Origin of the sequence: Colwellia sp. C2M11, assembly GCF_018860915.1 — a bacterium.
Lineage (GTDB): Bacteria > Pseudomonadota > Gammaproteobacteria > Enterobacterales > Alteromonadaceae > Colwellia.
Genome location: NZ_JAHKQD010000038.1, coordinates 1 through 21,948, shown reverse-complemented (window position 1 = coordinate 21,948; position 21,948 = coordinate 1). Strand labels below are relative to the sequence as shown.

The 21,948-nt window shown below is 36.0% G+C and carries 15 protein-coding genes and 1 pseudogene; 1 reads left to right on the top strand and 15 read right to left on the bottom strand.

The window, feature by feature from the left end; genetic code table 11:
- Positions 1-42 precede the first annotated feature (42 nt).
- Positions 43-933: a LysR family transcriptional regulator gene (locus KO509_RS10270; RefSeq protein ID WP_215973185.1), complete on the top strand. Its 891-nt coding sequence runs from the start codon at positions 43-45 to the stop codon at positions 931-933.
- Positions 934-986: 53 nt separating this feature from the next.
- On the opposite strand, the gene KO509_RS10265 is transcribed toward KO509_RS10270, so the two are convergent.
- The 15 genes and pseudogenes from KO509_RS10265 to KO509_RS18055 form a co-directional block, all read right to left on the bottom strand.
- A complete protein-coding gene (locus KO509_RS10265) occupies positions 987-3,005 on the bottom strand; it encodes a capsular polysaccharide biosynthesis protein (RefSeq protein ID WP_215973184.1) in 2,019 nt (672 codons plus the stop codon).
- Between the two features lie 15 nt (positions 3,006-3,020).
- A complete protein-coding gene (gene kdsB, locus KO509_RS10260) occupies positions 3,021-3,788 on the bottom strand; it encodes a 3-deoxy-manno-octulosonate cytidylyltransferase (protein WP_215973183.1) in 768 nt (255 codons plus the stop codon).
- Positions 3,789-3,869: 81 nt separating this feature from the next.
- Positions 3,870-4,499 (bottom strand): hypothetical protein, encoded by a 630-nt coding sequence (locus KO509_RS10255; RefSeq protein ID WP_215973182.1) that lies wholly within the window; start codon positions 4,497-4,499, stop codon positions 3,870-3,872.
- A gap of 18 nt (positions 4,500-4,517) precedes the next feature.
- Positions 4,518-6,608 (bottom strand): glycosyltransferase, encoded by a 2,091-nt coding sequence (locus tag KO509_RS10250; RefSeq protein WP_215973181.1) that lies wholly within the window; start codon positions 6,606-6,608, stop codon positions 4,518-4,520.
- Between the two features lie 21 nt (positions 6,609-6,629).
- Positions 6,630-8,306 carry a glycosyltransferase gene (locus KO509_RS10245; RefSeq protein ID WP_215973180.1) on the bottom strand — a complete coding sequence of 559 codons (1,677 nt, stop codon included), beginning with the start codon at positions 8,304-8,306 and terminating at the stop codon, positions 6,630-6,632.
- 4 nt (positions 8,307-8,310) lie between these two features.
- Positions 8,311-10,356 carry a glycosyltransferase family 29 protein gene (locus KO509_RS10240; protein ID WP_215973179.1) on the bottom strand — a complete coding sequence of 682 codons (2,046 nt, stop codon included), beginning with the start codon at positions 10,354-10,356 and terminating at the stop codon, positions 8,311-8,313.
- Between the two features lie 9 nt (positions 10,357-10,365).
- Positions 10,366-11,664 carry an FAD-dependent oxidoreductase gene (locus KO509_RS10235; protein ID WP_215973178.1) on the bottom strand — a complete coding sequence of 433 codons (1,299 nt, stop codon included), beginning with the start codon at positions 11,662-11,664 and terminating at the stop codon, positions 10,366-10,368.
- Between the two features lie 132 nt (positions 11,665-11,796).
- Positions 11,797-13,512: a polysaccharide biosynthesis/export family protein gene (locus KO509_RS10230; protein ID WP_303495615.1), complete on the bottom strand. Its 1,716-nt coding sequence runs from the start codon at positions 13,510-13,512 to the stop codon at positions 11,797-11,799.
- Entirely contained in the window at positions 13,509-14,756 is a 1,248-nt protein-coding gene (locus KO509_RS10225; RefSeq protein ID WP_252727494.1) for a lipopolysaccharide biosynthesis protein, read from the bottom strand. The genes KO509_RS10230 and KO509_RS10225 overlap by 4 nt, the downstream gene beginning before the upstream one ends.
- A complete protein-coding gene (locus tag KO509_RS10220; protein ID WP_215973177.1) occupies positions 14,731-15,402 on the bottom strand; it encodes an ABC transporter ATP-binding protein in 672 nt (223 codons plus the stop codon). Before KO509_RS10220 ends, KO509_RS10225 begins: the two co-directional genes overlap by 26 nt.
- A gap of 48 nt (positions 15,403-15,450) precedes the next feature.
- Complete coding sequence (locus KO509_RS10215; RefSeq protein ID WP_215973176.1) at positions 15,451-16,236, bottom strand: ABC transporter permease; 786 nt, start codon at positions 16,234-16,236, stop codon at positions 15,451-15,453.
- On the bottom strand, positions 16,233-17,246 hold the full coding sequence (locus KO509_RS10210) for a KpsF/GutQ family sugar-phosphate isomerase (protein WP_252727492.1): 1,014 nt from the start codon (positions 17,244-17,246) through the stop codon (positions 16,233-16,235). Before KO509_RS10210 ends, KO509_RS10215 begins: the two co-directional genes overlap by 4 nt.
- Positions 17,247-17,265: 19 nt before the next feature.
- On the bottom strand, positions 17,266-19,353 hold the full coding sequence (locus tag KO509_RS10205) for a hypothetical protein (RefSeq protein WP_215973175.1): 2,088 nt from the start codon (positions 19,351-19,353) through the stop codon (positions 17,266-17,268).
- 3 nt (positions 19,354-19,356) lie between these two features.
- The gene (locus KO509_RS10200; protein WP_215973174.1) at positions 19,357-20,469 is read right to left on the bottom strand and encodes a hypothetical protein; all 1,113 of its coding nucleotides are present in this window, start codon (positions 20,467-20,469) and stop codon (positions 19,357-19,359) included.
- A gap of 138 nt (positions 20,470-20,607) precedes the next feature.
- Positions 20,608-21,948 (bottom strand): annotated as a pseudogene (locus KO509_RS18055) (hypothetical protein); the annotation flags it as partial.

Here is a 21,948-nt window from a genome sequence, read left to right as displayed (position 1 = left end):
AAAAGATGTAAATCTACTAAATAACCATTGGCATATCCAAAAATGAATAGCGATGAATTGAATTGGCAAGATATTAGACTCTTTTTAGCCGTAGCAGAAACTGGCAGTTTTAGTGCAGCCGCACGAAATTTAAAGCTTGGTCAACCAACCTTAAGCCGGCGTATTGCAGAGCTAGAGCAAGCGCTTGGTCAGCCTTTATTTTCTCGCTTTAGTCAGGGCTGTCAACTGACTGCATTAGGTCAAAAACTGTTACCCGCTGCAAAACAAATGGCTATTTGGTCGGTTGAAACCATGACGTTAGCGCAAGCACCCAATAAAGTTGAAGGGAGAGTTCGGATCACTGCGCCTCCTGGCGTTTGTTTTGCTTTTCTCCCACAAGTGGGACAAAAACTAAAAGAAAGCTATCCCGGTATTCAGCTCGAAGTGTTAAGTGGTACCAACACCTTTAATTTAACGCGTGGTGAGGCTGATATATCACTTCGTACAGAAAAACCAAAAGATAACGATTTAATTTGTTTGGCGTCTTTTTATTGTGGCATAAACGTGTATGTCGCGGAAGATGTCGCTAACACGCTCAGTGATGAGGTGACTCTGCAAGACTTAAATTGGATCTGTTGGTCTGAAGATCATAACCATTTACTGACTAATCAAATTTTAAAGAGAGAAATACCGAATTTTAAGCCGGTATTTAGCGCGAATGATTATAACGTGCAAATCGCAGCTTGTTGTGCCGGATTAGGTGCATTAGCTTTACCTAATATTTTTTTAGAAAGTCCATTAATTAAAGGGCTTACAGCGTTAAATATTGACCTAAGTAAATTGACTGCGGGTGAGTTACATATCGTTATCCATAAACGCTATCAACACGTTGAAAGAGTAGTGATAGTGGCTGAGTTACTAAAAACATATTTTAGCGAGATTTGGGCACATTAAAAAAATTAGGAGTATTTTGATTTGTAAATTATTAATAATTTACAAATCAAGTATTAATGCGCTGAACGAAATATTTCAAAAATATACTGCAGCTTTAATAATTTTCTATTCCAAAACGACTGTTTTTTAATGTCTTGATTTTTACCATCAGCAATTTTATCAATTAACAACTCGGGTGTTACCCATAAGCCCGTGTCCCAATCAATATAAAGCGGATATTGCACCAAGGTGGTGAATACTAGCTCGGGTAAGGTGATGGTTTTAAATCGTCTTTTAGGCGGATAGTAATCAGTGGTTAATCCCCAGCCAGCATAAAACGGTTGTCCCCAAGTATGTACCACAACATTGTTTAATAACGCTTCAAAACCGCTTAACGAGGTCATGGTATGTAATTCATCAATATGTGCATACAAACTCGTTAAAGACTGGTGGGTAATTTGTTCATCAACGCACTGTGATAGGCATTCTAACGATACATTACCTTCTCGATTACCCGACACTACATCAGGATGCGGTTTATAAATAATATAACAATCAGGGTGTTGTTTTTTGACAGCATAAAGTAACGCTTCATTACTTTTTATGTTTAAACTACCGGTAACAATTGATGCATCACCATCAACTTGGCCGATAACCAGTAATATTTTTTTATGCTCATTATTAATCGTAATAGCGTTGTGCTCGCCGACATTATATTTACTAACACCAGTGTCGTTAATCTTCTTAATTAATGCTTGGCCTCGTTTTAACTCATTTACCGTTAATACATTTTCATTTAAGGCGTGTTCAAGGTCGCTTGGCGTGCGATTATCAAAATAAATACCTGCTTTATCAATAGAAAGCGAAGAAGGGCGGCACAAATTAGCGCCCAAACCATTTGAGCGAATAAAGCCATCTTCAACACGAAAACAGTGAGTTAATTCAGGGTATTTAGCGCCCCAAACAAGCAGCATGTCATTATCAGCAATTGTCACGGGTGGTTGCTTGGTAAAGACAAGTTCATCGGCTAAATGTCGACAAAAATGTTTCATAAAGGCGCGCTTCCATAACGAAAAACCAATTAAATAAAGGCGACGGTATGGCGGTTTGCCTTTTTGTTGCAAACTAATAAGGTTAATAACCTCTTCAAGTTCACATTTTACTTGCAATACGGGGTTAAAATAATGGCAGTATTTAACCAAAGCAGCATACGTCAGCTGTTGTAGTGATATTTTTTCACGTCGTTCACAATGAAGTTGGTCGTGCGTTAATCCCCAACCCGCATAAAATGGCAACCCAAAACAATAAACTGGCTTATTAAGTAATAATGCTTCAAACCCCATTTGCGACGACACCGTATATACCGCATCAACAGCGTTGATTAATGCATGAGGATGACAATGCTCATTAATAATTTCAACATTGGTTAATTCCCCATTAGCAATAAGTTTAGCTAATACCCCTTTCTTCTTGCCAAGGCGAGTATCTGGGTGCGTACGAATTAACAAGGTAGCATTAGGGTAATTTGCTTTCGCTTGCGCGACCATGGCAACAAAACTACTTTCATCAGCCATCGCACCGGTAATAGATAAATCCCCTGAAACTTGGTCAACAATTAATATTTTTGGTTGCTTAATGTTCGACAATTTTTCCTTTAGCAACTCAGGCAACTCAGCGGCATCATAAACATTATATTTAGTGATGCCTTTGTTAGTGATTAGCTTTATTAAGGCATTTGTACGGGCTAACTGTGCTTCACTTAACGGTTCTTTTATTAGTGATTCTAAATTACAGGGCTGGCGGGCATCATAATAAATACCTTGCGAGTCTGAAATCAATGAAACAGCATGACCTTGCTTTGCAGGGTGGCCAATATAACCAATAAAACCATCTTCTAGGTGTAAATAAGGCACGCCAAAGTCACTAGCCTGTTGCTTAATTTTATTGGTATTCGCTTTAAGTCCCCAGCCTGCAAAACTATCGTGAGTTGAGTCTATTTTATTTTTAACAAATAAAGACAATGACTGTGATAGACAACTTTCAATTTGCTGTTTGCGGGCAAGTACCCCTTTTGACTGGATCCAAATGGTCATTGAATAATAAGCTTCCTACTGAGCATTAAGTAATATTTCTCTTACGCGATTTAAGTCGTCGGCTGTATCAACACCGTGTCCAGGTGCTTTAGCTACGCAGGCCACTTGAATACTAATACCATGCCACAGCGCGCGCAATTGCTCTAGTTTTTCAAGCTCTTCTAGCAGTATTACTGGCAACTGGCTTAGCTGTTTTAGTGTTTTAACACGATAAGCATACATACCAATATGACGTAACCATGGGCTTTCTACTGAATCAAATAATGCTGAATTTACCCCATCACGGGCAAAAGGAATGGCTGCACGAGAAAAATACATTGCTCGATTTGCTTGATCGCAAACTAATTTTACACAGTTTGGATCATGTAATTGAGCTTCGTTATCTAAATTACAGGCTAAGGTCGCCATACCTGCTTGAGCGTTGTTTGCTAACGTCGCCGCCGTTAACTTAATAACATCAGGTGTAATTAATGGTTCATCACCTTGTAAATTAACGATAATATCATCATCATGCCAATCCAGTTTAGTGACTACTTCTGCTAATCGGTCGGTTCCCGATTCATGACTTTCTTTTGTCATTACGACACGCGCGCCAAAGCCGCTAGCACAATCAAAAATTTCTTGGTTGTCAGTGGCAATAACAATGTCTTGATTATCAATATTTGTTTTACACGCTTGCTTATAAACATGCCAAATCATCGGTTTACCAGCAATATCTAATAAAGGTTTGCCCGGTAAACGAGATGAACCGTAACGGGCAGGAATTACTATTTTAAATTTCACATATGTCCTTTCAATTTGTTTAGAAGAAAAACCAAGCTAAAGGTGATGTTGATTTTATTATCAGTCAATACGGCTAATTAGTTATACTTTTTTCTGCCATCTAATATTATGTTTAACAACCTTGGCTGGATTTCCTGCTACAGCTATATTAGGGGTGTCAAATTTTCTAGTTACAATACTATGAGCTGCAACTACAGACCCCGAAGGAATATATGCTTTTTTTAGAAAATGTACGTTAGAGCCAATCCAGACATTAGCGTCTATAAAAATACTAGCGCTTGGGTTAACTCGGAGGTTACTATCTAAATCATAAATAGGATGACTATCTGATGTAGAGAAAGTTATTCCTCCTGCCAACAAGCACCCTTCACCTATATCAATACGGTTATTTGACTCGCTGAGAGTTAGAGTGGAGACACCATTAAAAAACACATCTTTTGCAATAGTTACATTACAATCCTTTGAAGGTGTCCCTCCGCCTGAAGGAGCTATATATATATTTAGGCCTCGGTTAATAATTATGCCAGACTCTAAAATAATAGAGCACCCAGAAGCAGTTATCGTAATATTTAATTTGCCATTTCCATATAATTGGCCTAAACAGTCTATTTTATTGTTATCACCATTAATGGTTATGTTAGCTCTAGTTTCCTTATATTCATGAAATTTAAAATGAACAGAATTATTATTACCGTTATCTATAATAGCCATCTTTTATGCCTTGTATAATTAATAAATATTTCGAATTGCATCCAAGAAAAACTTTATAGGTGTTTCTTTCAATTTTTTAATTTTTTTATTACGAAGAGATTTTTTAAAATCTTTATTTTTAGAAGCAAGTAAAAGAGATTTATGGCTATATTGTTGAAATAAAATACTCTTAAAGCCAATACTGTAATCTTTCTTTAAAAACATTAATCGCCCAAATTTTTTAGTTTGAACTTCTTCATAATCAATCTGATAAGTCGCATTGATTTTAGATGCTTTCTTTTGATGTAATACGGTATGTTGATAACCGAAGGAATAAAATTGATAGCGCAAGTAATATGTAAATCTATACCTTTTTTCTTTAGATGGTGAAAAGCGCTTTAAGTTACTCAGAAATTCATCTTCAGAGTTTATTTGGCAAGCAATCCCTGGTTGCGCATACCAGCAATCACCAAGTAAAAATACAGGTTTCCCTAACAGTGCAGCAATTAGACCTGCGCCAGAGTTAACCGTTAGGATTGCATCACAATGATCTATTATATCGTGTATATGAAATTCATCAGCGCAAGTGGCTCCTGTTATATTGATTGGATTCGTTTCGAGCGGATGATTTTTATATATAAAGCTAATATTATTACAGTGTTTATTTATGATTTTTTCAATAAATAACTTAACATCGTTTAATTTTTTGAATTTTCTACCAAAAAATTTAATTACAGTATCATTTTCTGTTTGTAGGATTAAACCTACTTTAAAGCTGCTCTCAGTAATATCTAATTTAACTGAAAAATCATCTTTAGTTATTCGTTGAGGCTGCTGTTCTAAGGTAGAATCACCTTGTTTTAATGTTTGTAAATACTCATCTACATCATTATTATTTTGTTCAGATAGTTGTCGATCCCAGTGTAGTGGATGGTATGAAGAACTATCAAAAAGAAAACCATTTGAGTCATGGAATATTGAACCAGGTAAAGCGCCTCGTTCACAAACTATATATTTAATTTCTTTTTGATTACAGTATTCATAAAGGCTACGTAGCAAGGTATTTCCGTATGGATTTGGAAAAACGATTTGGGTAAAGTTGCTATTTTCAAAAATATAGATTAAGTCATCGAGGCTTTTACTTTCAGTGTAATCAACATACTCCCATTGACCTAATATCGTATTTAATTTGTAATGTAGACAAAAAGGATTACGACTTAAAACTAACGAATATTCTTGTTGAGGTATAATTCCTTGTATTTTTTGATTTTTCCATTCAATTTTTAAGGATTGGTTTAGTAGTGTTTGATTATTTTTTACATTACTTTTAAAGCCACCATCTTCATTATGAGGTACATGGATTAGGTACATACTTTTAAGGGCTAATCTTGCGCCATAAAGACGGTATTCAGCTTTCCAACCTTTATATTCTCTAATATTCATAAAGTTACCAACCATACTTTCATATTTTGTTGGTTTAGGGAATAATCTTGCTAAATTCATCAGTCGGGTTGTAAATTCATAATCTTCATAGCCCCAGCCTGAAAATTTCTCATTTTGGCCACCAATAGATAAGTAATAACAACGGTTGACTAATATGCATGAGGTACCATGTGAATATTTTTCTACCCTGTTAACATCACCTTGAATTAATAGCTCAGATGCAAAATATTTTTTAAGGTGTTTAGGGTGTTTTTGATATTCTGCATAACCCGCGTCATTGAGATATACAACGGGGCACATGATAAATAAATCTGTATTATTGTTAAGAGCAATAAGCTCTATTTCTATTTTAAGATCATCGTAAAAGCCAGGATAGGGAATTAAGTCTACATCTAAAAATAGAACATAAGTTCCCTTAGCTGATTGAGCCCCTAAATTTCTTGCTCTTGCTAAATTGAATAAAGATGCGTTACTAGCATGGGTACATACATAGATCATACCTAATGCTTTACATCGTTTTTTCAACATTAGCGCATCATCAGGCAAAGAGCCGTCATCAACAATAATGTATTCAATATTCTTAGCTTCTGGTCTAATGCAAAAAGCTAGCCGTTCAATAATATCAGAACGACTATCTTGTATTCGCACAGGAACAATAACGCTTATTTCTTTGCTTTTTTCCAACAAAATTTGTTTATCCTATAGGGTTTATTGGAATGGTTTATCAGCTAGTCCGAATAATAATTTACCATAACGCATTGTATAAAATCTTTTACGAAGATTTTTGTTATTAGGTAATAATTCTCTTGCTATTTCTAGTTGCTTTATTGCTTCACTACGTCGCCCTGCCGAAAGTAGGACTTCGGCTAATAGTCTTTTTAACCTTGCGTTCTTAGGTTTTTCGTTAATTGCTTTATAAAATAAATCAATTGAATCTTGATATTGACCTTGTTTAAACAAACTCATCGCTTGATGCTCTTTTGTTTTATACTGGTTCAGGTTTTTACTTGCCACTTTATCTGAGATCGTTTGTTTAACCAGAGGAGCAGAGGGAGCTGCATTCGGTTTGCTATTTGATGGTTGAGAAAAAAATTGACTGGAACGGACAATATCTCGATCTTTAGACTTAATTCCTAAGTCAGTATACATTTTATCGATGGTCGCTTGATAGCCTTGCGCAAATTTCTCAGGAGTCATTTCTTTAGTATAAAGTGCTAAGTTATCTTGTTTACCTTGATTAATATCTTTATTGCTCATTTGGCAAAATGCTTCACAAGCCTGGAATAACCCTTCCATCGATTCACGTTCAAAGAATGTTACACCACTAGTTTTTCCTTCAAGGTACTTATAGCCACCAACTTTTGCTGCAATTAAATGAATACCTTGCGCCAAAGCCTCAACCATTGATAAGTCAAAATATGAACCACGATTAGCCATCACACATGCATCAGCCATGTTAATAAAATCACCAGGGCTTGAAGTATGTCCCACTTCAATCCAACGTTCGTGATTAATTGCAGGGGTTTTACGTGTTTCACCTACAGCAAGAAAGTAAGCATTTTTATGCGTTTTTAAAATTTTGTTAGCAACTTCAGTGTATAAATCAAAGCCACGCATAGGGATAAAGCGTCCTAAATATAAGAATACTCTTGCATCATCTGGAATTCCTAAGGACTTTCGCATTGCATTTCTAGGTACATTAACTTCTTTAGCTTCAGTTCCTGTAGTAGCAAAATATACTGGTTTATCTTTTACTATTTCTGTAAATTCAGGCCAACTTTCATGGTAGCCATCCATACTATGTTCTGATGGAAAAAATAAGACATCGGCCATTTTAAAAGCGAATTCGTCTCTCATTTGGAGATAGTGACGATAAGCTGCTTCTTGTGGCAGATCTCGCTGTAATTGCTCAGGGGTTTTAGCTTTATTAAAATGGAAAATATCTTCTAATTCTGGTTTCCATGGATTATGTGTTGTTAATATTTTCACAACATCATTTTCAATACCGCAAAGCCTAAGAAAATTATAAACAGGTAAGAAGTTATAAGCTCCATGAATATGAACAGACGTGATTTTTCTTAAGTTAACTTTAAGTGCTTCAGATAATGGTATTGAAGAATGAAACCACTCACTTTTATCAAAGAATTTCTTGTGGTGAGTATCTTCATAAGCCGAAGTAAATGGTGTGTTAAACTTTAAATGTTCAATTAAATCGTTAGGTAAACGATCATCAGGCCCAATATCAGGAAATAAAAAAGCATGGCGGAGGCCATCAGCACTCTTAAATGTACCTAGTCGCTCCATTCCATCAAGCAAACTAGATAAATAGCCAACTGTTCCGCCTTTATTCATATCGATGCCTTGGTGGCAATGTATATAATGCATAATATTAAAATTTCCTGTTATGTTCTTTAAAAGTATTTTTCAAATGATTTATACAAAGCTCTTCTCTATCCCAATCATGAAAACGAACTTTACTAGTTGGAACTGGATCACCTGTAAAATAATGCCTATTGTCTTTCGTTGCAGTTTTTGGTGAAAAGCCATAAACCCCTACATTTCCTATACTCGCTTTATTCTTCATTAAAAAGTGGAGTACGTATAACCCCACACTAGGTATAATTAAGTCAGAGTATCGACGACAATCAATGGTATCAATTTGAAAATAATTACCACCGGCAATAATATAATTATAAATAATAGATAATCGTTCTTCATGAAGCTGTAGCCCTAGTTTTGGAGACATCACAAAATCATATTCGTAGAATGCTTCTTGATAGTTTAGAGATTCAATACCAGGAGTTATAGCCCACACATTCACTTTTCTTCCATAATCATCTGCATACTTAGCTTCAGTTGAATAATTATTAAATCGTATCACCACATCGTAACTATCAATTTCTTTACCATGCCCTTTACCCAGCTCAGATGGGGAATTTCCTACAATAGCAATTGACTTACCTTTTATATATGCCAAGAACTCTTCGTGCTTATGAATAACTGATTGGCGAATAACTTGAGTTTTTCTGAATGACTCACTTAAATATGAGTATTCACATGGAAATTTATTTGTAAGTTCAGGAAAAAAACGTGCAATAGTTGTATCTGTTCTAGCTTCGTTTATTGAATCAAAGGCCAGTGAAATTCGGTCTTTATTCACGTGTTTAAATAAATATAATGTAAAAGATATATACCATCTTTGGTTATAATTTTTTGGAAAATCGTAAGTAGCGTCAGAAATATACTTTTCGATAAAGTGGGTGATTGGCATACTGACCAAGTCAGGAATATAATTAATTATAGCAGCTATACGCTCTCTAAACTCTTTCAGATATTCATCTTTACCTAATGCATAAGCGTAATACGAAAAAAAGTATAATTGACTGAGATTAGAATAAAGAGACTTAACCTGCGTGTATGTATCTATAGTAAATAATGGGCTTTGATTAAACTTTATTACGTTAGCCTTCAATAATTTTAGATTATTATAATTAGGACTAATATTATTAATTACATTCTTAGAGGCAGTATGAATGTATATTTCTTTATTTTCTTGAAGAATATCAATAATATTTGATTTAATATATTCTGCAGTAGCTTTTGAGTGAATACGGGAATTAGCTAATTTGAAATAGTGTATTAAATGTCTTAGACAATAACCCGCAAGTGCAGCACGTCGTTTATTTCGTAACAATGGATTACTTAGTAAGTCTTTAACTTTGTCTACTGCTTCAACAATTGATATGAAATTAGTCTTCGACTTTGTTGTAGAGGTAATAACATCTTTACGGTAATAATACCCTGTGCCAATAATAATTCGAGTCTTTTCCGATTTAGATAAAACTTCAGCAACAAAAGGGACATCATGATACGACCTCAAGTCTTCATGTAAGGCTATATTCTTTTCAATAATAAATGACCTTTTATAAATCTTTAGAGTTATACCTACATTACCAGAAGCAAAATAGTCATTAACGCCTTCAAATGATAAGTAATCTGGATTATCTACCCAATGAGATTGAATTAACTTTGGATGGGCACCATCCCTAATTTCACAATAAGAGTTTACACCACAGACATCTAATCCATCAGAAATAGCTTCAAGATATAAAATATTATAGTAATCTTCCATAATATAGTCATCAGGCTCTAAAATAGCTATATATTCACCTGTAGCTACTGATAAACCAGCATTTACTGCCGAGCCATAGCCCCCGTTTTTTTTGAAAATAGGTTTTATATTTTTATATTTTTCGCTATATTGCTTTATTATTTCGCCACAATTGTCAGGCGAACCGTCATCGACAGGAATTATTTCAATATCAGATAATGTCTGTGCTAACACACTATCTAATGCTTCTTTAATATATTGCTCAACATTATAGCAAGGGAGTATGACCGAAAGTTTAGGTTGATTGGTTAAATTGTTAAACATACATTTCTACTATTCGAATATATTGACAAAATGATTTTCATCATTGGCACAGTTTTGAAGTTTTAATGCGATAGCTTTTGATAAATCTCGAGCTTCTACCATATTGTCTTCAATACTACAGTAGGTCCAATTACCATAGCGACCAGCTGTGTATACATTGTGTTTTTCTAGAGATTTTTTTTGTTCTTCTTTAAACTGTTCACCTTGTGAATTTATATGTACATAAGCAGGATCCATAACAATAAACTCATAATCTATTAAATTCATATCGGTATTAATTAGTTTGGTTCGTTCAAGATCTTTTAATACATTAGCTAACATACTTTTTTCATCTATTATGTCTCCTGATTTCAAGCCTATTTCTACATAAAGACTTGCTCGGTCAGTTGAATGAATATTATGGTAACTGCCAACTCGATAAAAAATTTCATCCCCAGGAAAATAGACCCAATGCATATCGTGTTGGCTCTTTTTATCAAAGCCTAGATTGAAAACCGCTACCTTGTTTGCACTTAATTTTGCTTTAGTACTATCTATAGACGCTAATTCACAAAACTTATTAAATGGAGATGTGTTTATGAGAGCTGTATATTTTACGCAAGTACCATCACTTAATCGTGCTTCTTTCTTCTCGATATCAATAGACTCAATCGTCGTATTTAAACGAATATCTGCACTTTTGTTTGCATAATTATGTAACACATTAACAAATTCTTCTGCTCCTTCACGTGGATATGAAAAATCAGCATTATAAGAGTCATTATCTTTCTGATCGGCATTTAATAGCACGTCTTCAAAAGATGCTTTAGGAAAAAATCGACCCATAGCATCTTTGTCTAATTCATCTAAATCACAAGCGTATAGTTTTTCGTTATAAGGGATTAAAAACAACTCAGCAATGCTTTTTCCTGCTGTGGCATAAGCGAACTCTTTGAATGAACTATATTCACTATTATTTTTTTCAGCTTTGTACAAATCAAGAAGACAATTAACATAAAGATCTTTAGGTAATTGATGAATATTTTTTTGGAAAGGGAAATCTATACTACCAATATCTTCCATATGTATTGCAGATTTCTTCTTGACCTTTACAAATCTATCTTCAGGAATTTCTTTTTGGAAAAATTTTTTAATATCAGGGTTCTGAAAATGAAAAAAATGTCCTGCTCTATCCCAGACAAAACCATTTCTCTTAGTTGTTCTACAGTAACCACCTACTGCTTCCTGAGCTTCAACCACAACAACTTCACCAGTTAAACATGCTGCACATGTTAAACCAGTAATCCCTGCTCCAACTATTAATATCATTTTGTCTCCTTAGATTTTATGTGGCTATATTAACTATAGATTGTTTAGTCAATACACCCGTTATACCGACTGAACATCGTTTTAATTGGGTTTACGTTAAGTTTTATTAAAATAACAATGATGGGGCTGTAATTACAATGCTAATATCACAGCTGCACTTACTGCTATTTGATACATTACTTGTGTTATATCTTTGGTTAACTGGAATGATTTAGCATCAGGTTTCGCTAACACAAATATTTCATCCCCAGGGTTAATCTGTTTTTTACTGTTTAAGTGTTCGTTTACATCAACAAAGTCGCCATTGGGCTTCATGATTAATATATTCATATTATCTACATCATCAGTAGCACCGCCTGCCTTAGCGATATACTCATTAATATTCATCTGGTTGTTGTAAGCGATAGCAGTAGGGAAGAGCACTTCGCCATGGATCATGACTAAGTTACGTTTCGTTGGTACCACAATGCGGTCACCTTGTTGTAAAATAATTTGCGAAGCATTGTAGCCGTCGGATAATAATACTTGCCCTTTAGGCTCTACCAATTTTGCCTTTTCAATCCACTGTAATATAGTGCTTGCTTCAGCTGAGCGTAATTGTGCGGCTTCATTGGTTTGTGAACGCGCGGTTAATACACTTTGTTCTAATGCTGATAAAGAGGCGAGTAGCATATCTTTTTGGCGTGTTGCTACTGAGGCTCTAAATAACTGAATAGCGTCTTTATTAGAGAGCTTGGTATATTCAACATCAGCCAATAAGTCCGCTAAGCTTGCTCCCCAAGGTAATACAATTTCAAATTGAGAGTTATGCTCGCCAATGAGTTCAACACTAATTTTTTTGGCGCGTAGCTGTGAAGATACTTTAATAAGTGAGCCGGCTTTGACTTCAATGGTGTTATTGGTCAACGCCTCACCCATGGCATATTGTTGTACTGATAATTCATTTTCACCATCACTATTTTCTGGTGCAATCACCGTAATATGGGTGGCTTTTTTCTTGGTAATAACCGCATTTAAGATATTACTTAATTTAGCGGTATCTTCTTTTAGCTGGTATGTGCCACTAAAACCAACATCGCCTTCAATGGTGACGTCGCCATGTTTAGCAGCAACAAAAATTACGTCACCTTCTTGTAATTGAATAGCGGGCATAGTGCCATGTTGAATAAAGTCGTATAAGTCGATGGTATATTTTGTTTGGTTATTTCGCTTTACTTCAATATGGCGCATACTGCCAAGTTCAGCTTTTATACCACCAGCAAGATCAATAAAACGTAAAATGCTATCAGCACTTTGTCCTTCATATAAGCCAGGTTTATTTACTAACCCTGATAAGAACACCTTTACTGTTTGGCTAGACATTAAATTAACATAAGCTTCAACATTTGATTTATAAACGCGCTTTATGCCTTTTAATACCACGTTATTAATTTCTGCGTTACTAACCCCTAATACTTTAATTGGGCCAACTTTAGGAATAAAGATATTACCTTGAGGGTCAACTTTTACTTCTGCTTGATAATCGATGCCACCCCATAATTGCACAAGCAAACTATCACCTTGGGTGATTTTATAATTTGGGTTACTGCCAACAAATGAATTTTCTTTAAAGCCACCGGTAAATAACCATTGGCCATAAGCTTGGTTAGCGTTGTTACTGTTACTATTGTGGTTAGCATTTTCGCTTTTGTTATTGTTATTTTCATTACTGTTATCACTAGTCAGTGATATTGCTTGCTTAACCTCATTGCTTTCATCTTTGGTGATGGTTACTGCAGCGGAAGCAATATTACTGGTTAGCACTAGCATTAGCGCGCTGGCGATGCTTTTTATAAACAAATTTTTCACTCTTTGTGTTCCTTAATAACGGCCACTACCATTTTTAATACGCCATAGACTAGAAGCATGGCGATAAACCAGGTAAAAATACTGTATAAACGACGTGGGTATTTATTTTCTTGCGCTAAAATGGGCTGCTCTATTACCAGTAAATGTTTTAGCGTTCTAAAAGCATCACTACGAATCAGCTCTAAGCTTGCTAAGGTCGATTTATAAAGGTCTGCGGCTAGCTGGCTATTTAACTTAATTTCTTGATAATCTAAATTTATTTTATTTAACGATTGCTGTTCTTGATTAGTTAAACGGTTTTTTTCTTGCGCTAATTGTGTCTTTAATGCGTCTATATTTCTATTTATGGCTTTTATATCGGCAGAATCGGCACGCATAAAAGACGATAACGATTTAAGTTTAGTTTCTTCTTCTATTATTTTTCCTTCAAGGGCGTTCATTGCTGATACTATGGCACTGCCTTGTTCTTCAGGGCTGTATAGTTTGAATTTATCTTGAAAGTTAATCAGTTCATTTTGATATTTTTTTAGCTCGTTATAAGCGCGGTTAACATCTTGCTGGGCATAATCTAATTGCTGAGTTACCATTTTTTGCCCAAGCTGGTTAATTAAGGTTTCACTTAGTGCGATAATTTCATTGGCCACTGTTAACGAAAATTCAGCATCAAAGGTTTGTACTTCAACCATCAGTACTTCTGACATTTCATCGTAATGGACCAGAATATGATCTTGATAATAGGCGTGATACTGCTCAACACTGCCATTGCCGGTAAGCCGACTAAACCAGTCCCAGTCAGTGGCTTGATAATGCTGTTTTAAACCGACACTTTCTTCAAGGGCGACTGCCATCGAGCGTGACTGAATATATTTTTGCAAAATTAAAGCGTCACGCACACCTGGTGAGCTACTGGCAATAGACATTAAACCCGCCAGTGGAATGTCGTTTGAGCCAATTTCTTTTACTACAAATTGACTTTCGCTAACATAACGCGGTGACGCTATTAGGGTGTAGTAAGCGATAATGGCGATTACTGCAGCAACTACAATAATAAACGAGCCGAGCTTTGCTGCGGTGTAGTAGGCGGTTTTCTTTGCTTTGATATAAGCTTTAGAGTCAGCAATAAATTGTAATGGCTCACGCTTAAGCTTGCGTGCTTTACGTGCAACAGAGCCCAGTTCCTGCTTACTATTTTTATTAACTTGTTGTTTGTCTGATGGTTTAATTGGTTGTGACATAGTGTTCATTATATTCTTTTATTGCAGACTCAATATCTGCATGATATTTTAGGTTTTGGTTAATAATAACTAACCCCGCTTGGCAGTTTTTACGTAGCTCACCCATAGAGTGACTCACCATAATAAGCTTAGTTTTTTCATATTTTTCTTTTAATAGCGCCTCACTTTTATGGCGAAAATTAGCATCACCCACTGCGCCCAGCTCATCAATTAGTAATACGTCAAAGTCAAAATCAAAAGCCATGGTTAAGCCAAAAGCCACCCGGGCTTTCATGCCACTAGAGTAGGTTTTTACCGGCTCATTAAAAAACTTACCAATTTCAGCAAAGTCTGCTACTAATTGCTCGATTGGTTTGGTATTTTTATAACCGTGTATGCGAGCAACAAAACGGACATTTTCACGAGCACTCATCGTGCCTTGTAAGCCACCTTGCAAACCTAATGGCCAAGATATTTTTTGCTCTGATGTTATCTCCCCTTTACTGGGAAAATCGGCACCACCTAGCATTCTTATTAATGTTGATTTACCAACACCGTTCGGGCCTAGTACCGCAATATTACGATCAGTTGGTAATGCTAAGTTAACATTTTTCAGAACGTAATGCCGTCCTTGTTTTGTTGCATAATATTTACTGACATTGTCAAAATGTATCATGAGCTCGTAAAACCTATGATAAGAAAGTCTAATATAAGAAATTTCATTTTAATTAATAAATCGTTGACGGTTAATTCTAAACGCCATTAGGCCAAGTGCAATGCTCGTTAAGGCAACGAAGCTAACAAAGTACCAATCGCCAATAGGGGTTGTATAAGAAACAAAAAACGCATCTCGGCTTAGTTCAATTAAATGAAAAATAGGGTTCCAGCTAAATAAATACCAATATTGTTCAGGGATCATGGTGGCGCAATATAAAATGCCGGAGATAAAAAACATCGGTGACATAATCATGGCAAATAGTTTGGTAGCATCAGGCCAATAAGTAATGGCGCAACATAGCAGTAAGCCAATACCGACAGCCATGGTCAATAATATAAAACAGGCAGCCAAGAGCGCTAATAAATCATCGGGCAATACTTCAAACCCTAGCCAAGCCATGGTGCCAAGTATTAATACATAAACAACAATAAAGGTAACGGTTTCAATTAACACTCGGGTAATTATTGGATCGATGGCGGTTACTTGTCGATAAGTAAATAACGCCTTGTTGGCATTCACGGCTGCGCCAATTTGAGGTATTAGCTTACTAAAAAATTTAAACGGTAAAATGCCGGTAAAAAGAAATAACGCAATAGGAATACCAGATACGCTAGTTCGTCCGAGTAAGGTGAATATTAGTGCCATTACCGATGCTTGTGCTACTGGCTCGGCAATAGCCCAAAAATAACCTAAACGGTTTGCACCAAAACGGGTTTTCAGTTCTCGCATTAACAGTGCGTGAACAGTGGCGCTCATAATTTGCAATGCTGTTCTTTTTTGTACTTTTATCATGCCTGAAAGTATTCCAATACACCAACAACGCAATTTTCATTTTTACTGGTAGTGACAAGTACATGTTTTATATGGTTTATTCGCATTAATTCTTCTGCACTGGCTAACATTTCATCTTGTGAAATAGTGATGGGTACAATGGTCATCATATCTGCCGCTGTGCGGGTATTAATATCAATATCTTGTGCTAAGGCTCTTCTTAAGTCACCATCTGTTATAACACCAGCTAATTCGTCATTTTTAAGTACTATCGCCACACCTAACGTTGATTGAGTCATGGTTAAAATAACTTCATGCATGGTATTTGCTTCGTTCACAAAAGGTAAACCTTTCGTGTGCATTACATCGCTTACTTTTGTTAGTAGCCTTTTGCCAAGGCTACCGCCAGGATGATAAAGGGCGAAGTGGTGTGGTTGAAAATCTTTAAGATCAATTAACCCCACAGCTAATGCATCTCCCATCACTAAGGTGGCGGTTGTGGAAGAGGTTGGTGCTAAGTTATTAGGGCAGATTTCGCGTTCAACTTTTACATTCAAGATGGCATCTGAATTTTTTGCTAACGTGCTGGTCGAGTTGCCTGTTAGGGCAATTATCTTGTTGCCAAAATTTTTGAATGACGGGATTAATTTTAGTATTTCGTCAGTTTCACCACTGTTTGAAATTAAAATGACGGTATCTTCCGGCTGTATCATGCCTAAATCACCATGGAACGCTTCTGCCGGGTGAACAAAAAATGAAGGTGTACCCGTTGAAGCCATTGTTGCGGCAATTTTTCGGCCTATGTGACCAGACTTGCCCATGCCTAAAATAATCAGTTTTCCTTTACAGGAAAAAATTATTTTTAATGCCTTGGCTAATCCATCATCAACATAATCAGCCATTTTTTTAATATGTTCACTCTGATCGATAATTGATTGTTTACTTTTACCAATAGACTGGCGCAAGCGTTCTTCATCAATACCATTCACTTGTTGATCAGAGTTAATATTTATTACTTTTGTTGGTGTCAATTTATTTCCTTAAACGGGATTAAAATATTGAAATAAAGTTACCGTCATTAAACATTATACCAACTAAATCTTTTAGTACGCGTGGTGTACCGTATTCATTTGACGCTAATGACACATATCCTTGTGTTTCTTTGCTTGCAAGTGTTATGAACCATTCAACACCGTCTTGGTTTTGGCCTTGATAGGTGAAGTTATTGGTTCTGCCAGCAAAGGTAAAATGGGCGAGTCGGCCTTCAAAATAGGCTGCCATATCAATGTTATCTATTGATAATCCTTCTTGGGCATTGTCTAGATCCATATATACCGTTAATAATGGCTCGCCTAACCCTAAAATAGCAGCAGAGTAGGTTACTGTCGCGGTCATGCCGTTTGGAATTAGGTTTTCACTGGTTTCTTGATTTACATTTGGATGAACCATACTTACTGATAGTTGATGTTCAGTGTCGTCATCAAAAAGCGTTCCAAAAATAGAAGCCGATTCAAGCGTTTCAATAACACCTATATTTTCAACCAAGTGCAGCTCAATTCGTGCCGTCATCGCCCCTGTAAACTCTTGCGTCTGTTTCGTTATTGCCATATTTTGTGCGTTGATAGCAATAAAGCCGCTGCCGTCAGGTGTTCCTGAGAAAATATCATCAGCAGGGTCTAGTTTTATTTCAAATTCAGCATCGGTTAGCGTTGAATGTAGTTCGTTTGACGTTATGGTGCCATTCGCGGCAATGGTAAACAAATTACCTTCGGTGGCGTTTAGCTGAATGGTGTTCATTCGTATGGTTAAATCAAGTATTAGGTCTTGGTATTGCCCTGTTAGTACCCATTCTAATTCACTGTCTTGATAAACAATATTAAGGTCATTCAATTGGTAAGAGCCGTCATTAGAGTTTAACGGTACTGTATCGAGTACATCATTAAATAACGGAAAAACATCTACTAATATTGTATTGGTAAAGCCATCAATGAGTTCATAGCCATCGCTTAATGTGGTGTTGACTTGATCGTAAGCATCGTCATTGTTTTCAAAGGTATATAAAATGCTGCGAAAATCATTTAAAAATGATTTGCTTTTAACTAGGTCGGTTTCTTGAACATAAGGTGAGGGTAAGTAACCTTTTTCTGGGTAAATATTTTTTGATAAAAGATAAGCGCGTAACCTTGAGATCTGGTATTGCTCTTCTTCAGTGACTACTACACAGTTGGTTGCTGTGCTTGTTTGCGCTGCGAGTAATGCTTCGGCTAAGGTATTGGTATTCGTTAAACAGTTATCGTTGCTATTATTTAAAATGATATCTTGTAAAAATAAATCTGCATCAGCTATATAAAACTGATTGAATTCATCAATTAAATTTTCTTCATCGATTAAAGTGAAATATAAGCGTCTAAAAATGCTGCCTAGATGATCGTTTACATTGTTATATATAAGCCTATTCTCAAACAGTAATGCAGCATTAAATGCTTGCATATTCCAATAATTCCAACTGCTTTTGTCTGATTGTTGATCTGCTTGGTTATATCCTAAAAAACCTAAGGTATTGGCTAATACCGATTGTGTTTGTTTTAGGGTATTTGAGTTTACTTCGTCAACATAGTTTGATTGTACAAGTTGTGCAACAAGGTCTGTAGTAACATCGACCGTTAATGCTTGATCACCCGTTAATTCAACAATTGCGGCTAATTGCAGTCGCGTATTGATTGGTTGGCCAAAGGCAATGGATTCATATTCATTGTTGCTAAAGAGTGTTTCAATACAACCGTTAGGGAGCGAACAACGAATTGCGCTTCGGTTATTGTTTGGGTTAAACACTATTTTATAAATGTGGTTTTGTTCAAGTGCTAATGTGGCGGTGGTTAGCCCTTGTTCGTCGGGGTATACACGTGTTTGTTTAACTAACGCATTATTGTCTGTTAGATCATAAACAAAGACTTCTTCATCACTTATCAAGTAATTAGGCATTATTGATAAGGTTAATTCTGCCGTGTTTGACGGGTTTGCTTGTGCCTCTGTTACTGGTAAATTATCGGCTGTGCTGGCGTTATCTGTTGATGATGAATTACACGCCGTTAGGTTTGATAAAATAATTACTGTAAATAAAGCGATGAAAATTTTCATGTGTTATAAACTCACTTCAAAACCAAGAAAAAGACTGAGACTATTAGCATAACCAAAATCAACATCGTCGAACATTATATCTAAATAGAAAGTTCGATATTTGCTGTGTAAGCCTAACGCGCTTCTTTGAAAGTTATAACTTATAGCAACATTGCTATCAGCAAAAGGGGAGTAGCCACCTTTTACACTCACTGAATCCATCACTTCGTTGTATTGGTACTGTACTGATAAATCAAACTTTTCAGCGATGATTTTTTCTACACCAAGATCAATACGTACTGGCAAGTGTTGAGTGAAAGAGTGTTGCTCTGAACCTTCGTGTGTATATAAATTGGTTAATGGATTTTGTTGTAATACGTCTTGGTCGTCGTAATAGAAGTCGTCAACTTGAAAATTACCTTGGGCGTAAGGTGATTCGTCCCAGGTAACAAAATGAAAAGCATCTTTTACGTTTAAGTCTACTTTGGTAGTGCTATTAACTTGGTAACTAATATCAAAGTCTAAACTTGCGCCATAGCCTTGTGGAGTATCATCTACCGTTAAAAAACCGTAAAGTGTGTCTTCAGAAAAATGATAGTCTGCGTCAGCATCACCTAAGCTAGTTTTACCGTTAATATAGCCGTTTTGTATGTCTCTATCTTGAAATTTAGACGAGTACAATACATTTAAGTAGCTAGTGACGGTTAATTTATTATTGTATTGATAGTTATAACCAACACGCATGCCTTGTGTGGTTAATCTTTGTTCTTTAAAGTCATATATGTAGTCACGATCTTGAAGGTTGTCACGATCGTTATGAAAAGTGTATCGGTATTCTGCTACATCAGGGTGCATGGTTAAGTAGTAATCGTAACGATAAAAGATAGCAAACGACAATGCTTCGTATTGAACGCCTATTTGAAAGAAGTTATTAGCAATTGCTTTGCTGCCTTCGTTATATTCTTTTGCGCCCTTCCATGAGCCAAAAAAGTCAACAACAGGTACTGAAGGCGTATAGTTATCACTATAACCATTAGCAAACAATGTATAACTTTCGGCATTCACTGGCAGCGAGGCTAACGTTACGTTAGATAGGGTAAGAGCAATAATGCTTGTTTTAACTGTTTTTTTTCTCACGATTATTACTACTTTATTTAGAATGATTACAGTTGATATTGCATGAAATTGAGTATATTCAATTTCCAAGACCATTATACCTAAAAAGGCCGCTTTAAAAGCGACCTTGTTTTAGTTTACGATAATATTATGACAATATTAAGGTTGTGCTACTAAATCAGCTTGGTCAAAGTATGCACTTAAACCTTCCATTAATTTTTCTACGTTTGCAGGAGCAATCGGAGTACCATTAATGTTGAAGATGAAGTCGCCAGTTGATACATATGAATTACAAGTACTTGTTGTGTTCATTAAGTCAGCAACGTCAGTATTGTTTACATAAATATCACCAGTCCAGCTACCACACCATACAGGTTGTGTAAGTTCATCACTTACGTCTGCAGCAAGGTTTTTCAATGTCATCACATAGTTTTCACTTGCGCGACGAACATTAGCTGTTTTACTGATTTTCTTCTTGTTACCTTCTTTGTAAATGATAACTTCGCCATCAATTTGGTAGTCTGAAACAGAAGTACCAGAGATAAAGTCAGGGTTAATTGTAACATTACCTTGTTTCAGTACGTTTGCACTAGCAAAAGACTTATAGTCACCGCTATATTGGAAAGTCATTTCCGCTGAACCACTTAGCTTCTTATTCATTTCGCCTGTATAAACAGCTACTTGTGGAAGATCAAACTTCACTTCAGCATCAGCCATTGTTAAAGCAAGGTTATTAAGCGCTGCGTTAGGGTTATAAGAAGCAATTGATGCATTTGCATATTCACTTGTTGTTGGGTTAACACCAAATGTAACTAGTGCATCAGCTGTTGCAACTTGACCTTTAAATGTTAAACCAGTTAATACTTTCGCATCGTCGTTAACACCATTGTTGTAGTTATAGCTAACGTTAAATTTAACTAATGTTGTATCAGTATCTAGAACTGTAATAGTGCTATCTATACTATTTTCCATAAAACATTCGTTAATGAAGCCGTCTGTACCCGTTGAACAATCAAAGACACTAAAAGGTCCTGCCTGTGCTGGTAGTGAATCTAAGCTTATAATTGTACCTGATAAGTAAGTTGATGCACCTGCGCCATTACCGCTAACTAAGTTACCTAAATCACTCGCATCGTTAGCAGTTACTGTATTGTATATAACAGCATATTCAACTTCACTTGATGCACTTGTAGCAGGTATATTAACTACGAAGTCACCATCTGTTACACCGTGTAAACTTGCTTTTGCTAATGTATCTTGAACAACATAACGAATATCACCAGCTGTTTTAATTATCTGTTTATTTACATCTACAGATAATCCGTCAGCAGCAAAGAAGTTACTTGTAACAGATGATGCCGTAGCTGCATCTGCTGTATTTGGGTTACTTGGATTGCTTGGGTTACCTGGGTTAGCTGGACCTTCAGGGTCAGTTGGGTCAGTTGGGTCAACTGGATCAACTGGATCAACAGGATCAACTGGGTCAGTTGGGTCAACAGG